The organism is Flavobacterium sp. DW-iso2 (assembly GCF_058725285.1).
Genome location: NZ_JBZXDY010000001.1, coordinates 265,001 through 279,611 on the forward strand (window position 1 = coordinate 265,001; position 14,611 = coordinate 279,611).

The window sequence follows — 14,611 nt, forward strand, 5'->3', positions numbered from 1 at the left end:
TTTACTATTTTGTTTCTCCTCTTTTGTATAAATTTACATTCTATAAAATAAAATTCATGACATTCGATAAAGAAAAAATACTGGAATACTGTAATCGTATTTCCAAAAACACGTTAATGGAAACCTTAAATATTGCGTATATTGATGCTGGCGAAGGATTTTTAACAGCAACAATGCCTGTAAATCCAACGGTTCATCAGCCTATGGGATTGTTGCATGGTGGTGCCTCGGTAGCCTTGGCAGAAAGTGTAGGTAGTGCGGCTTCATTTTTATTTATTAATCCTGAGCTCAGCGAAGTACGTGGAATCGAGATTTCGGCAAATCATTTAAAGGCAAAACGCAATGGGGTAGTAACTGCGACGGCAAGGATTATTCATCAAGGTCGAAGCATCCATCTGTGGGAAATACGCATTACTGATGAAAATGATACTCTCATTTCACTTTGCAAATTGACCAATATGGTTTTGCCTAAACGAAAGACAAAAGAAGAATAAGGGGGCTTTTTTATTAATTAAACTTCGGTTTACAATAAAGTAAATATGATTGATTTTTTTATTAAAGTAAAACAACAGGAATCACAAAACTTGCCTTTTGTACTTTACAAAAAGCCGGATATTATTAAAGTGGTGGGGTATTTTCAGAAAAATGACCATTTGTATTTTGCTGAAAATTTTGAGGAGGCCGGTTTTATTTTTGCTCCTTTTGAAGGCAGCCAAATGGTACTTATTCCTTATGATCAGTCCGTGAAATGGAGTGAATTGGTAACTTCCAGTGACGAAACTCCAGATTTTGATGTTACAAAATCAGAAAATAAACAAAGTCAAGAACATTTTGAATCTTTGGTTCAAAAAGGAATTGACGCTATAGGGGAGGGTATGTTTAAAAAGGTAGTAGTATCCAGAAAAGAAATTATGGACTTAGCTAATTTTGATATAGTTTCTGTATTCGAAAAACTAATTAAAAGCTACCCGAATGCTTTTTGCTATTGTTGGTTTCACCCAAAAATAGGTTTGTGGATGGGGGCGACACCGGAACGATTGCTTAAATCCGAGAATAAAAAATTTTCGACGATGGCATTGGCGGGAACGCAAAAAATCCAAGGTTCATCAGAAACAATCTGGGAGAAAAAAGAAATGGAAGAGCAGCAGTTCGTCACCGACTTCATTTTAAATAATTTAAAAGATTTAACTTCAGAAGTAGCGATATCAAGCCCTTATTCCATAAAGGCTGGTGCTCTATTGCATATTAAAACAGATATTGAAGGCGTATTAAACGATAATTCAAATTTGAAGCAAGTGATTTCTGTTCTGCATCCTACGCCAGCAGTCTGTGGGCTACCTAAACAAGAAGCAAAGACTTTTATTTTGGAAAAAGAAGGCTATGACAGAGAGTATTATACAGGTTTTCTTGGCGAATTAAACAAAGAAGGATTTAATAAAACCACTTTAAAATCTGATTTGTATGTCAATTTAAGATGTATGAAAATCAAGGATAATCAGGCACATTTGTATATGGGTTGTGGTATTACAAAAGACAGCAATCCAAGAAAAGAGTGGGAGGAAAGCGTTAATAAGTCGCTGACAATGAAAAGGATGTTATAGGAAGAGCATAAAAGAGGTTACAAGGAAGAAAAATGAAGGTAGAAAAAGACACAAAAAAAGATAAAAATGAAATTAGACATATTAGCTTTCGGAGCCCATCCAGATGATGTAGAATTGGGATGTTCGGGAACCATTTTAAAAGAAATATCCTTAGGGAAAACAGTTGGGATTGTCGATTTGACTCGGGGCGAATTAGGAACTCGAGGTTCAGCCGAAATTAGAGATCAGGAAGCAAATGCTGCTGCAAAAATTTTAGGGGTTTCTGTTAGGGAAAATCTAGAGATGCGTGATGGTTTTTTTGTCAACGACGAAAAGCACCAACGTGAAATTATAAAAATGATCCGGAAATACCGACCAGAGATTATATTGTGTAATGCAATTGATGATCGTCACATCGATCACGGGAAAGGGAGTAAGTTAGTTTCTGACGCTTGTTTTTTATCCGGTTTAATGAAGGTAGAAACAGAGCTGGACGGAGAGCAGCAACTGGCATGGAGGCCTAAATTAGTGTACCATTATATTCAATGGAAAAACATTGAACCTGACTTTGTCGTAGATATTACTGGATTTACAGCAAAAAAAATAGAGTCGATATTGGCATATGGTTCCCAGTTTTATGATAAGGATTCTAAAGAGCCTGAGTCGCCAATTACCTCTAAAAACTTCTTTGAAAGCCTTAATTATCGCTCTCAGGATCTAGGTAGGTTAGTAGGAGTAGATTATGGTGAAGGTTTTACGGTAGAAAGATATTTGGCAGTCAATAGTTTAGGGGATTTGATCTAAAATTGATGTAAATTTTTAAATAAATTATTTGCAAAAGTGAACTTATGTTGTATCTTTGCCACCGCTAAGCATTATGGTGGTTGTAGCTCAGTTGGTTAGAGCATCGGTTTGTGGTACCGAGGGTCGCGGGTTCGAGCCCCGTCTTCCACCCAAAAGGCAAAAGCCTCGAAGTAATTCGAGGCTTTTTTTGTGGAATAAAGTTTAGAGATTACAGCAAAACTATTTCATCCATTTTTTTGTCGAATTTATAAATAGGGATTGTTGATCCATGAATAAATTATGGGAGCAATTATCGAAATATTTTATATTATTGCTTCCAATGATTTGTTGTAAGTGCGCTACCTGTTCTGGAGAATATAGCCCGTCTTCTTTACCATATAGTGCATAAATTCTAGTTTTATTCGAAATTAATTTTTGCAATATCTCTGTTAAATCGATAGAAGTGTAGTTTTCGTTTTTCAAAAAATCTTGAGGAGCTTCACGGCTCATTTGAGAAGTATATTTAAAGGCATCCTCTTTTACTGTAGCGGAATAAATAGCTTTCGCTTCATCACTCATTACCTTCGGAGAATAAAAACCGTTTTGCATGGCGTGCGCAAAACTGTAGGCGTAATATCCGACAGAAGTGGGGTCCATTTTTTCAATCATGTCTATATAATTTAGATTTGTTTTGTCGTTTTTCTCCAAGTAAATTCTTTTGCAAGAACGAAGAATGGTCTTAAAGGTTTCCTGCAATGATACTGGGGCACTAAGTAATTCTATTGTATTTACTTTATTAGGATTTTTTTCAGCGTACATAGCGGCAACAATACCTCCAAAACTATGACCTATTAGATTAATCTTTTTAAGATTGTATTTTTTAAGGATTACGTTAATATCATCAAAGGTTTCCTGAAAAGTAAACTTTGCATTAGCATCGATAGAGCGACCTTCTCCGCGGCGGTCATAAACAATGACATAAAAACTATTGTTAGCTAATTCTTGCGCAGTAGAAATTTCAAAACTTGCGGCGTTATATCCAGGGCCGCCATGAAGATACAAGACTGGAATGTTTTTCGGGTTTCCAAAAGTTTTACTATAGAGCTCTTGAGAAAAATTTTTCTGAATGGATAATGATAGAAGGAGTAATAGAAGTATTCGTTTCATGGTATATTTATTTAGGTTATTTGCTTTTGATACCATAATTGAATAAATGTTACAACTTCTAAAAATTAAATTATTCTTCTTCTAAGAATTGTTTATTCATACTTTCTAAAGCTGTGATAGCGTCATCAAGTTTTTGTTGTTGCTTTTTTATTATTCTAGGTCTAAAGTAAAACCAATTTATAGCGATCCATAGGCTTGTAATTCCATAAGTCAATACAGCTCCAGTTACTGACATTCTAAGGGTATATTCAATCATATACAACAAAAGTCCAAGTCCTAATAATATAAAATAAAGAGCCATTATTTTTGACTGCAGAAGAGCCTGTTTTTTCTTAATCAGCAGTAGTTGTTTTAGATATACGGCATTATTGGTTTGAGAATCACTTTCTTTTATTAGAGATATAAGATTGGTCGAAGCTACTATTTGCATAATGATGGCGACGATAACGAGTATAGTTCCTAGTTTTGTTGTTATCATTTTTGGTTTGAAATACAATACAATACCAGTTATAAATAGCATTGTCACAAACAGCAAGAGGTTGCCTAAAAGTAGTTTTATACGCGTTTTCTTTTGTGATTTTTTTGCTATGGCTACAATTTCTTTTGAGTTTAGCTGATCCGGTGTTTTTTGCTTCTGCCATAAAGCTTTAAAATTAGTCTCGGTCATATCGTTTAAATTTTTCGGTTAGTTTTTCTTTTATACGGTGGATTTTTACTCTAACATTTACTTCGGAAATACCGACTATTACTGCAATTTCTGACTGTTTAATGTCTTCTAATTCCAATGAAATGATAATTCTGTCGAGCTCTTTTAGTTCATTAATACATTGATATAAAAACTCGATTTTAGCATCGATGGGAAGTTCGGCAGACTGACTCAGGTATTCTGGCAACTCCGCTTTTGGTAGTCTTTTTTGTTTCTCTAACTGTCTCAGGCAATTATTAACTGCGATTCTATAAATCCAAGTGCTAATGGCGGCATCTTCTCTAAAGGTGCTTAGTTTGTTCCATACAATGATAAATGTGTCTTGAGCAATGTCTTTTGCCCAATCGTCATCGTCTACATATCCTCGGCAGAGGCGATAAATTTTGTGCCAATAGGTTTTGTAAATTTCCTCAAATTCCATAAAATGTATTTGTTTGAATAGGTTTATTGCTTTTGGATACCAAAATGGTCATAATGTTACAAAAAAAAGCTTTGAATCACTTCAAAGCTTTTTTTGCACCAGGGATAGAAGTGGAAATCCTCTCTGGTCTCGTTTTCAGAACGAGACCAGAGAGATTGAAACGGATAGCCCGGTCTCGCTGGAACGCTAGTGGAAGCGAGGAGGTGCCCAAATTCTAAATCTACTTTTTATCTACAACGGGTCTATTTTCTCTATTAGCCAATTCCCATGCCATCGTAAAAGCCAGTTGGGCTCTCTTTGTTAAGGCATCGTATTCGATTTTGTCTGGCGTATCTGATTTTTGATGATAATCAGCATGAACACCATTAAATAAGAAAACGGAAGGAACACCATGCTTTGCGAAGTTATAATGATCAGAACGCTCGTAAAAATGATTTGGATCTGCAGGATCATTGTATTTATAGTCCAGATCCATTTGCACATACTTTTTATTTGCCGTGGCGGTGATATTATCTAAATCACTTGACAGACGATCTGCCCCGATTACGTACACATAGTTATTCGTATTGGCATGTGCCGCATCCCGACGGCCTATCATATCGATATTGATATCTGTAATAGTGTTTTCCATGGGGAACAAAGGGTTCTCCGAGTAATAGCTAGAACCTAATAAACCATGTTCTTCGCCTGTTACATGTAAAAACATGATTGAACGTTTAGGACCGTGACCGTCTTTTTTTGCTTTTTGAAATGCTTCGGAAATTTCTAATAATGCAACCGTTCCTGAACCGTCGTCATCAGCGCCATTATAGACATCTCCATTTTTTACTCCCACATGATCGTAATGCGCAGAGATAACTACGACTTCGTTAGGTTTCTCTGAACCTTCTATAAAGGCCCAAATGTTCTCAGAATCAGGTAGACTTTGATCTCGCTTAGCATTCAAAAAGGCAGCAGGAACTTTTTGGTAGAAGTTAGTCGCTCCTTTAGGAAATGAAATGTTATTTTTTACATATTGACTGATTAGGTAAGTTCCAGCTCTTTTTTGTCCTGCAGAACCAGTTTCCCGGCCTTCCATTCCGTCAGCTGCCACAATGTAAAGATGTGTTTTTAGCTCATTAGCAGTAATGGTATTCATATACTTCGTAGGATCAGTATTATCTGCTGATTTAGTAACTTTTGTGCTACTGCACGATAGCGTAGTGGCCAACACAAATAGAGAAAATATTTTTTTCATTTAGGGGTTATTTTAGATTGATGACAGTGTAAAATGCAAATAGGGTAATAATTATAGATACTATTATGAAGTTGATGATAAAAATAAGACTACTTTTTAGAAAGGAAATCATTCGTGTTTCTTCGTAAAATCGACGATGAGCAGGGAAAAAATAGTAGACCATCCAACCGTATCCCATGAAATTCAAAGTTACTGTAATAAATTCAAGTACTGCCGATTCTTGAAATAAGGATAGGAATTTATTGGCTAGAAAGAGTATTAAAAAAATCAATAATAAAAAGGAGAAATAATGCAAGGTAAAAATACCATGATCAAAATAATACCATCGCTTTTTGCCATGAAATACCCATAGGCTGAAGGCAAAGAACGGCATGAATATAAAGAGAACTTTAGGTAGATTATGCACAAATGATTCGATAAATTTACCCATCATTTCTTTGTTCGTACTGTTTTCTTTGACAATTAGAATTTTTGTGGCTATCCAATATTTAAAATCGGATAGTTTTTCAGACTCAGATGCCTGCTTCTGAATAGAGTCTAATTCTTTTAAAGAACTAAAGGATATATCTTCAAATCTGATGCTTTCTTTTTCTTGCTTTAAAGTGTTAGTTGTGTTTTTTTCTCCACTATTATGTACTATATCAGAGTCGTGATTAGAAAGAAGCGCAATTAATAAAAAGGTAATAAAACTGATAAAAATATAGAGACGTACCGGTGCTAAATATGACAATCGTTTACCGGAAAGATAGGCTTTGGTTAAAGTTGCCGGTTTGAATAAAAGGTTTTTTATGGTTTCCCAAAAAGCATTTTCATAATGCGTTAAATCTTCAAAAAAATGAATGAATAAATGGTGAAAAGTTTTTCGCGTATTTGTATTTTCCTGTCCGCAATTAGAGCAGAAGCGATTTTCTACTACGTATCTACAATTCAAACAGATTTTGTCTTTTCTTAAAGTACCTTTACTCATAAACAGTTAATTAGTTTTATGGAATTAGTAGTTATTATTATTGCTAAAAAGCATGGAACTATTAATACTCATGTGCAATATTAGTACAATTTGAGCTTTAATAGTTACATGCTGTAAGAGAAAAGTACTATTTTTTTAATACCTCATTCAGGAAAAGTTTTAAATGTTCGAAAGAACGTCTTGCAGCTGTGGCATTGTAAGCAGCACCTTTTGAATTATCATTTCCATATTCCGGATTGGTAAAGCCATGAACTGCGTCTGCATAATATATCATTTGCCAATCCGCTTTTGTGTCACGCATTTCCTGTTGAAAGGCTGTAATTTCTGCTGCAGATTCGTAAGGATCATCAGCTCCGTGACAAACTAAGACTTTAGCGGTAATCGCTTCGGTAGGTCTTGTAGCATCTCTGCCTAAACCACCATGAAAGGAAACCACTCCTTTTACATTGAGATGCCCACGAGCAGCTTCAAGTACCCCTGTTCCTCCAAAGCAATATCCAATAACTACAATATTATCGGGATTAGCACCAGCCTTAATCAATTGTTCTAAGGCTAATGAAATTCTTGTTTGATATTCCTTATAGTTGGTTTTGTAATAACTGGATTTTTGGCCTGCTTCAGCATTATCTTTCGGGTAATTCCCTTCTCCATAAATATCTGCTACGAAGGAGTAGTACCCCAAATTAGCCAAATCTCCTGCAATATCCTTAGATGCTTTGTCAATTCCATGCCATGCAGGAAGGATCAAAATCCCCGGTTTTTGGTCGCTTTTCTTTTTTGGCGCAATTTTAAAACCATTTAAAACCTGACTTCCGTCTTTATAAACAACTGCTTTTAATTGACCAAAAGAGGCGTTTGAGGATATAAGAACTCCCAAAATAAAATATTTTAAATTTTTCATTGTGTGTTATTTGTTTATACAAATATCAGAAATAAAAATAAATATTTAACTTTATACTATAGAATAAATTGATGTATGTATCTCTTTATTTGAGAAAAGCGCCAAATTTGAGTAATTTTATGAACAAAATATTACAGTGAAATATTTCTTTTAAAGGCACAACCTAATTCAATCATAGAGTCCGTTTTTGCAATCCCCTGAATGGTGTCAATTTTTTCATAGAGTAATTTTCTCATGTGCTCATGGTCACGAGCAATCATTTTTATATACAAGGTATAAGAACCTGTAATGTAATAACACTCCGTTACTTCCGGGATTTTTTTAAGTTCTTCTATAATTCTGCTTGAATCTTCATCTTTATTTAAAGTAATCCCAGTAAAAGCGCCCCAATCATAGCCTATTTTTTTTTCGTTGATGATGGGTTTGATTCCCGTAATGATTCCTTGCTCCATTAAGCGATTGATACGCTGGTGCACCATAGTGTTTGATATTTTTAATGCCGTAGCAATTGCAGAGTACGCCATACGACCATCTTTTTCTAATTCCTTTATGATCTTTATATCGAATTCATCTAATACATCCATGAAACTTAGTTTAAATTAAAATGCGTAATTTTATAAGTATAAAAGTAATTATTTATTTTCTCTTTGCATACGAAACTTTGATTTATTTTACTCGAATTGACTTTTTTAACAATCTAATTTGATAAAATTAACTTTATATAATAATAAATAAGTCAATAACGTCTATTTTTATTGTAAAACTAAAAAATATTTGTATTTTTGTATTCTAAGCATTAAAAAATAATAGATCATGGAACACACACATCAAGGACTTTCTTCTAAAGCAGAAGCGTTAATAGAAAAAGAAAATAAATATGGAGCTCATAATTATCATCCATTACCGGTAGTTCTTGACAAAGGAGAAGGGGTTTTCGTTTGGGATGTTGATGGTAAAAAATATTATGATTTCTTGTCTGCATATTCTGCAGTAAATCAAGGACATTGTCATCCAAAAATTGTTGGAGCAATGGTAAAGCAAGCACAAACCTTGACTTTAACATCTAGAGCATTTCACAATGACCAGTTAGGAGTTTTTGAAGAATATGTGACTAAATATTTCAATTTTGACAAAGTGTTACCTATGAATACAGGTGCTGAAGCTGTTGAAACGGCTTTGAAATTATGTAGAAAATGGGCTTATGAAGTAAAAGGGATTCCTGAAAATCAAGCAGAAATTATTGTTTGTGAGAATAACTTTCATGGAAGAACAACGACAATCATTTCGTTTTCAAATGACGAAAATGCACGTAAAAACTTCGGTCCGTTTACAGATGGGTTTATCAAAATTGCCTATGATGATATTGACGCTCTAGAAGCAACTTTAAAATCAAGTAAAAATATCGCAGGATTTTTAGTAGAACCTATTCAAGGTGAAGCAGGAGTTTATGTTCCTAGCGAAGGTTATTTGGCGAAAGCCAAAGCACTTTGTGCAGCTCATAACGTTTTGTTCATAGCAGATGAAGTACAAACAGGAATAGCACGTACTGGTAGATTATTAGCAACTTGTGGCAATTGCTCTTGTACTAAAGGATGTGAAAATACGCCAGAAGTAAAACCAGATATCCTTATTTTAGGAAAAGCAATTTCAGGAGGAGTATATCCAGTTTCTGCCGTATTGGCAAATGATGGAATTATGAATGTTATCAAACCAGGTCAACACGGTTCTACTTTTGGTGGAAATCCAGTTGCTGCTGCTGTTGCCGTTGCCGCTCTTGAAGTAGTTCGTGACGAAAATTTATCAGAAAACGCAGAACGTCTCGGAATCATATTGAGAAAAGGATTGAACGATATCGCTTCCAGAAATCCAATAATTAATTTAGTGAGAGGAAAAGGATTGTTGAATGCAATAGTAATCGATTGTGATGAAGAATCTGATTTAGCTTGGCAAATTTGTTTGAAATTTAGAGACTACGGATTGTTGGCTAAACCAACTCACGGGAATAAAATTAGATTTGCTCCGCCATTAGTAATTACGGAAGCTCAAATTCAAGACTGTCTTGCAATTATTGAAAAAGCACTTAACGATTTCAAATAAAAATTTGTTATGGAACGATTTGTAAAATTAATAAAAAACCGGTCAGATATTGGTGCGGGAACGCGAGGATCTGATTTAGGGGTTGATGCTATCGAAATTGCAGCTATCAATCTTAATAGTGATTATTTTAATCGATTTGAGTTTGAAGACGTGAAAACGCACAACGAAAGCATCTATGATAAAAATAGAAATAATTTTGCTAAAAGAATCGAACACGTTGTAGAACAATGTACGCGAGTTTCTTATGCTGTAAAGCATAATTTACAAGCGAATTATTTTCCTATTGTGCTTTCAGGTGATCACTCGTCAGCATTGGGAACGATAAGTGGAGTTAAAGCGGTTTATCCAACAAAGACCATAGGTGTGGTTTGGATTGATGCGCATGCCGATTTACATTCGCCTTACACTTCACCATCAGGAAATATTCATGGAATGCCTTTGTCAGCGGCTCTAGGAGAAGATAATTTAGATTGTCAAATCAATGAAATTACTCCCGAAACAGTACAGCATTGGGAAGACATGAAAAACATTGGTACTCCTGGTACTAAAATACGTCCCGAAAATTTAATTTACTTTGGAGTTCGTGATACGGAAGAGGCAGAGAATAGCCAAATTGAAAAATTAGGGATTAGAAACTACATGGTAGATGAAGTACGCTATAGAGGACTTCAAACCTGCGTTTCTGAAGCATTGACTAAGCTGTCAAATTGTGATTTAATTTACATATCGTTTGATGTAGATTCTATGGATTGTGATATGATTTCATACGGTACAGGAACCCCTGTTGCTAAAGGATTTGATCAACATGAAGTAATTGCGATCATCAATCAGATTATTAAAAGCAGAAAGGTAGTTTGTCTTGAAGTTGTTGAGGTAAATCCACTTTTGGATACTAAAGGAAATAAAATGGCAGAAACCGCTTTTGAGGTTTTAGAACAAGTGACTTCCACCATAGTTTTACCTATCGAATAGTAGTTTAAACTTTTCCTTTTAAACATAAAATCCCAAAGTCTACGAGTTAGATTTTGGGATTTTTTTTATGAATTGGTTACAAATTAGAGCGCTGATTCGTTTTTAAAATCGAGATTTTAGTACTCTTATTTAAAGTTATTTTTAGGAGCTAATCCCGTTATCCGTTACAACCCATTTGGTCTCAAACCCTTTTTCTAGGTAGTGGCAGGAGCTTCCTGCGGTCGCTCTGCCACTACCAGTAAAAGTGGTTTTCGACCTACATGGGGTTTTCACTGCTACCGGGGCTAGGGGATTTGTGGTTTAATTGGGGTGATTGTGGTTTTCCGTAAAGTTTATTGTGGAGAAGGTTTTATATTTGAATTCAAATGTGTTATTTATTCAGATTTTTAGGATATTAATTTGTATGTTTGAAATAAGTAATGAAATAAAAGAAAGCTCCTCCAGTGTACTCAAAGTGCTGTATAAACACGAAGGGTTATTTAGTTTATACGCTTCTTATTCCCATCTCATTGTTCAATAGGATTTTAATACAAATTTCAATAAAAACTAATACATTTTTAAATGATCAGAATAATTCATCTTTCAGACTTACATTATCGCGAAAATTGGGAAGAAAATCAAGGTGTAGTTCTTAGGAACTTGTTTATTGATATCGAAAAACAAATTGCTTTATCTCCAAATGATACTTATTATTTAGTTATGTCAGGGGACTTCGCTTTAGCGGGAGATAAAAATTACTTATTTAAAGAGCTCTTCGACCTTTTTGATAGAGAACTTAATAGACTAAATATTCCTAAGTCAAATCGATTTTGCGTACCTGGTAATCACGACGTACAACGAAGTGTAGTTGAAAAGGATTTTGTAGTTCATGATGCTGTTGTGAAAAGAAAACCTAGCGAGAAAGAATTTAATGACTACGTAGAAAAGCCAAATAATATTTTCAGAGATAAATTTAATAATTATATAAAATTTTCTGATGAATTTTCACAACCTATGGCTTTAACAGGTAGCTTTACAGGTAATGGTTACCAATTGGCAAAAGATGTTTCGATTTATTGCTTAAATACATCTATTTGTTCGTCTGGAGGGTTACGCGATATTAACGACCAACAATATTTAGGAATCAATACACGAGAGTTATACAAGTGGGTTTCTGCGGATAACTCAAAGTATAAAATTTTGGTTATGCACCATCCAATAGATTGGTTAATGGATTGGGCTCAAAATGAACTTAAACTTATTTTAAAAAATCATTTTAATGTCTGCTTATCTGGGCATGTTCACAGTCAAGAAATCTTTCATAAAATTATAAGCGAAAATTCATTAATAGAATGTTCTGCTCCCCCATTGTTCACAGAGAAAAAAGACAATTTAGGATATGCAATTTTCACGTTTTCGGATTTAGGTCCAGTCGATTTAACTTATCGTCAATGGAGCAAAAATAATAATTTCTTAACAGGCGTTAATTTCTCCAATACTGATGATGGTAAAATAATTTTTAATCGTATTGAAGCAGCTAAAGTACCTTTGGTTTCAGACGAGGTTTTATTTATGTTGAACAATGAATTGACTGAAGCACTGGAGTCCTTTGCTGGGCAACCAATCGTATGGGTTGATCCAATAATTAGTAAAAGTAATGATATTACTGACTTCAATAATGTCGATAATAAAGTTCCGGTTGAAGCGATTCTAATTACGACTGATTCACTAATTATTAAAGCCCCACCACAGTTTGGCTTAACTTGTTTATCAAAATATTTAATTAAAACTGCTTGGCAAATAAATAAATCCATTTGGCTATATTTAGATTCTAATACAGTAGGTCCACACAACTTGCAAGATAAAATCACTAAAGAATTAACAAAACGAAGGTGCTCGTTAAAAGATGTTAATTGTATAATTCTTGATTCATGGAATAATTCAACTAAGATTAATTTTACATTACTTAAAAATTTAAGTGACTTGGTTGGTGATATTAAAATAATTGTTATGCAAACGATTGACGATATGAATTTTCTAAAAGAAGAAAATCGTGAGCCAATCAATAGAGACTTTGAAATTATTCATCTATTAGCACTTCCGAGGGGTGAGGTTCGTAAGGTTGTAGCACAATATAATCTCAAAAAGCATATAGGTGAAGAAGATGCTGTAATTACTAAAATCATTTCTGATTTAGATGTTTTGAATATTCATAGAACTCCACTAAATTGTTTGACAATACTTAAAATATCAGAGAAATTTTATGATGAAAGTCCTGTAAACAGGACTAAAATGTTGGAAAGAATTTTAATAATGCTTTTTGAGCGTCCTGAAATACCTACTTATAAGTCCAGGCCTGATGTCACAGATTGTGAATATGTGTTGGGATATTTTTGTGAAGATATGATCAGAGAAAAATGCTACACCTTTACTAGAGAAGATTTCTCAAAAAAAATTGTAAAATTCTCGAAAGAAAAATTACTGACAATCGAAGATGATTTAGTTTTTCAAATCTTGTACGAAAATAATATCATCGTTAAACGAGATACAACCTTTGTTTTTAGATCTATGTATTGGGTTTATTATTTTGCGGCCCAAAGAATGCACCACTGTGAAAAATTTACACAGTTCATGTTTAGGGATAAGAACTATTTGTCTTTTCCCGAGATTATTGAATTTTATACAGGAATTGATAGAAGAAGGGAAAATGCTATAAAAATTCTTACTGATGACTTGAAATCTATATGTGATACTGTATATAATAAAGTTGGGATACCAGATGGAATGAATCCGTATAAAATCGCAAAATGGGAGCCAACTACTGACAGTTTACAAAGAATGCAGGATTTTGTAGGTGAAAATGTGAAGAACTCAAGCTTACCAGTATCTGTTAAAGATGAATATGCTGATAAATCATATAATCAAATCAAGCCATATGATCAAAGTGTTAGTAAGATATTTGAACAATATTCGTTACACACTTTATTGTTTAGCTTAAAATCAGCTTCTCGTGCTCTTCGTAATAGTGATTTTGTTTCTCCTGAGGCTAAAAAACTGATCCTCGATCAAATAATGAGGAGTTGGGAACAAGTTTCAAAAGTGCTCATCGCATTGACTCCAATCCTAGCTGATCAAGGAAAAGCTGTATTTGAAGGTCAAACTTTTACGTTAGATGGAGATTTTGGTAAGACAAAAGAAGACAGAGCGAGCAGAATTTTAAATGTAATTCCAAACAATGTTGTACGTTTTTTTAAAGATGACTTGTATTCCAATAAAATCGGTGCTCTTATATTTAGTCAAATAAATAATGAGAAGAACGATTTAAAAAAGCTGGAACTGATTTTGTTAATAATATATGATAGGCCAAAAAACTGGAAATTGGAAGTTCAACGCTATATAGTAAGTTTAGACAAAAACTCATTTTACTTATTAAAAGTTCTTTCTGCACTTAAGCATGAATATAGCTATAGCTATTCATCGCCTGAGACTTTAAAAGAAATTGCAATATTGATTAAAGTATGCATTGCAAAACATCAATATGGCATTGCAAATCCAACTAGTAAAATTGCGAGTATACCAAATAGTGTTCTTCCTTCGCGAGAAGTCGCAGAAGATGATCAATTTATAAACAAGGGATCTTAAGAGACAAGCTAAGTCCCCGCTACCGCACGAATCCTTTCGTGTGGTACATGAGAGAATGGATTGAAGAATAGCAGCTATACAAGCACGAGTGTCTTTCTTGTGTTTATTGGCGACTTATTTTATTGTGATTGCCTCGTTCCTCGCAATGACAATATACCG

At 34.2% G+C, this 14,611-nt stretch carries 13 protein-coding genes and 1 tRNA gene; 7 read left to right on the plus strand and 7 right to left on the minus strand.

What is annotated here, in order from left to right:
* The first annotated feature begins 56 nt into the window (after nt 1–56).
* The 4 genes from AC4PRO_RS01120 to AC4PRO_RS01135 all read left to right on the plus strand — a co-directional run bounded on the left by AC4PRO_RS01120 (nt 57) and on the right by AC4PRO_RS01135 (nt 2,535).
* Entirely contained in the window at nt 57–494 is a 438-nt protein-coding gene (locus AC4PRO_RS01120) for a PaaI family thioesterase (RefSeq protein ID WP_492115971.1), read from the plus strand.
* Nucleotides 495–539: 45 nt separating this feature from the next.
* On the plus strand, nt 540–1,601 hold the full coding sequence (locus AC4PRO_RS01125) for an isochorismate synthase (protein WP_492115972.1): 1,062 nt from the start codon (nt 540–542) through the stop codon (nt 1,599–1,601).
* A gap of 66 nt (nt 1,602–1,667) precedes the next feature.
* On the plus strand, nt 1,668–2,384 hold the full coding sequence (bshB1, locus tag AC4PRO_RS01130) for a bacillithiol biosynthesis deacetylase BshB1 (protein ID WP_492115973.1): 717 nt from the start codon (nt 1,668–1,670) through the stop codon (nt 2,382–2,384).
* A 75-nt stretch (nt 2,385–2,459) separates the two neighbouring features.
* Nucleotides 2,460–2,535: transfer RNA gene (locus AC4PRO_RS01135), tRNA-His, on the plus strand.
* A gap of 68 nt (nt 2,536–2,603) precedes the next feature.
* On the opposite strand, the gene AC4PRO_RS01140 is transcribed toward AC4PRO_RS01135, so the two are convergent.
* The 7 genes from AC4PRO_RS01140 to AC4PRO_RS01170 form a co-directional block, all read right to left on the minus strand.
* On the minus strand, nt 2,604–3,530 hold the full coding sequence (locus tag AC4PRO_RS01140) for an alpha/beta fold hydrolase (protein ID WP_492115974.1): 927 nt from the start codon (nt 3,528–3,530) through the stop codon (nt 2,604–2,606).
* A 70-nt stretch (nt 3,531–3,600) separates the two neighbouring features.
* A complete protein-coding gene (locus AC4PRO_RS01145; protein WP_492115975.1) occupies nt 3,601–4,197 on the minus strand; it encodes a hypothetical protein in 597 nt (198 codons plus the stop codon).
* Entirely contained in the window at nt 4,184–4,657 is a 474-nt protein-coding gene (locus AC4PRO_RS01150) for an RNA polymerase sigma factor (protein ID WP_492115976.1), read from the minus strand. The genes AC4PRO_RS01145 and AC4PRO_RS01150 overlap by 14 nt, the downstream gene beginning before the upstream one ends.
* 220 nt (nt 4,658–4,877) lie before the next feature.
* A complete protein-coding gene (locus AC4PRO_RS01155; RefSeq protein ID WP_492115977.1) occupies nt 4,878–5,894 on the minus strand; it encodes a M28 family peptidase in 1,017 nt (338 codons plus the stop codon).
* Between the two features lie 7 nt (nt 5,895–5,901).
* Nucleotides 5,902–6,861 carry a DUF3667 domain-containing protein gene (locus AC4PRO_RS01160; RefSeq protein ID WP_492115978.1) on the minus strand — a complete coding sequence of 320 codons (960 nt, stop codon included), beginning with the start codon at nt 6,859–6,861 and terminating at the stop codon, nt 5,902–5,904.
* 127 nt (nt 6,862–6,988) lie between these two features.
* A complete protein-coding gene (locus AC4PRO_RS01165) occupies nt 6,989–7,762 on the minus strand; it encodes a dienelactone hydrolase family protein (RefSeq protein WP_492115979.1) in 774 nt (257 codons plus the stop codon).
* A gap of 131 nt (nt 7,763–7,893) precedes the next feature.
* Entirely contained in the window at nt 7,894–8,346 is a 453-nt protein-coding gene (locus tag AC4PRO_RS01170; RefSeq protein WP_492115980.1) for an Lrp/AsnC family transcriptional regulator, read from the minus strand.
* 229 nt (nt 8,347–8,575) lie between these two features.
* Here AC4PRO_RS01170 and rocD point away from each other — a divergent pair, with 229 nt between their 5' ends.
* The 3 genes from rocD to AC4PRO_RS01185 all read left to right on the plus strand — a co-directional run bounded on the left by rocD (nt 8,576) and on the right by AC4PRO_RS01185 (nt 14,452).
* Nucleotides 8,576–9,859, plus strand: coding sequence for an ornithine--oxo-acid transaminase (gene rocD, locus AC4PRO_RS01175; RefSeq protein ID WP_492115981.1), 1,284 nt, complete (start codon nt 8,576–8,578; stop codon nt 9,857–9,859).
* A gap of 9 nt (nt 9,860–9,868) precedes the next feature.
* A complete protein-coding gene (rocF, locus tag AC4PRO_RS01180) occupies nt 9,869–10,831 on the plus strand; it encodes an arginase (RefSeq protein ID WP_492115982.1) in 963 nt (320 codons plus the stop codon).
* Between the two features lie 561 nt (nt 10,832–11,392).
* Complete coding sequence (locus AC4PRO_RS01185; RefSeq protein ID WP_492115983.1) at nt 11,393–14,452, plus strand: metallophosphoesterase family protein; 3,060 nt, start codon at nt 11,393–11,395, stop codon at nt 14,450–14,452.
* Nucleotides 14,453–14,611: the final 159 nt, after the last annotated feature.

Coding starts and splice junctions, on each gene's coding strand:
- AC4PRO_RS01185 (WP_492115983.1), top strand. CDS start 11,393: ATGATCAGAATAATTCATCTTTCAGACTTACATTATCGCGAAAATTGG.
- AC4PRO_RS01145 (WP_492115975.1), bottom strand. CDS start 4,197: ATGACCGAGACTAATTTTAAAGCTTTATGGCAGAAGCAAAAAACACCG.
- AC4PRO_RS01160 (WP_492115978.1), bottom strand. CDS start 6,861: ATGAGTAAAGGTACTTTAAGAAAAGACAAAATCTGTTTGAATTGTAGA.
- AC4PRO_RS01140 (WP_492115974.1), bottom strand. CDS start 3,530: ATGAAACGAATACTTCTATTACTCCTTCTATCATTATCCATTCAGAAA.
- AC4PRO_RS01155 (WP_492115977.1), bottom strand. CDS start 5,894: ATGAAAAAAATATTTTCTCTATTTGTGTTGGCCACTACGCTATCGTGC.
- AC4PRO_RS01170 (WP_492115980.1), bottom strand. CDS start 8,346: ATGGATGTATTAGATGAATTCGATATAAAGATCATAAAGGAATTAGAA.
- rocF (WP_492115982.1), top strand. CDS start 9,869: ATGGAACGATTTGTAAAATTAATAAAAAACCGGTCAGATATTGGTGCG.
- AC4PRO_RS01165 (WP_492115979.1), bottom strand. CDS start 7,762: ATGAAAAATTTAAAATATTTTATTTTGGGAGTTCTTATATCCTCAAAC.
- AC4PRO_RS01125 (WP_492115972.1), top strand. CDS start 540: ATGATTGATTTTTTTATTAAAGTAAAACAACAGGAATCACAAAACTTG.
- rocD (WP_492115981.1), top strand. CDS start 8,576: ATGGAACACACACATCAAGGACTTTCTTCTAAAGCAGAAGCGTTAATA.
- AC4PRO_RS01120 (WP_492115971.1), top strand. CDS start 57: ATGACATTCGATAAAGAAAAAATACTGGAATACTGTAATCGTATTTCC.
- AC4PRO_RS01150 (WP_492115976.1), bottom strand. CDS start 4,657: ATGGAATTTGAGGAAATTTACAAAACCTATTGGCACAAAATTTATCGC.
- bshB1 (WP_492115973.1), top strand. CDS start 1,668: ATGAAATTAGACATATTAGCTTTCGGAGCCCATCCAGATGATGTAGAA.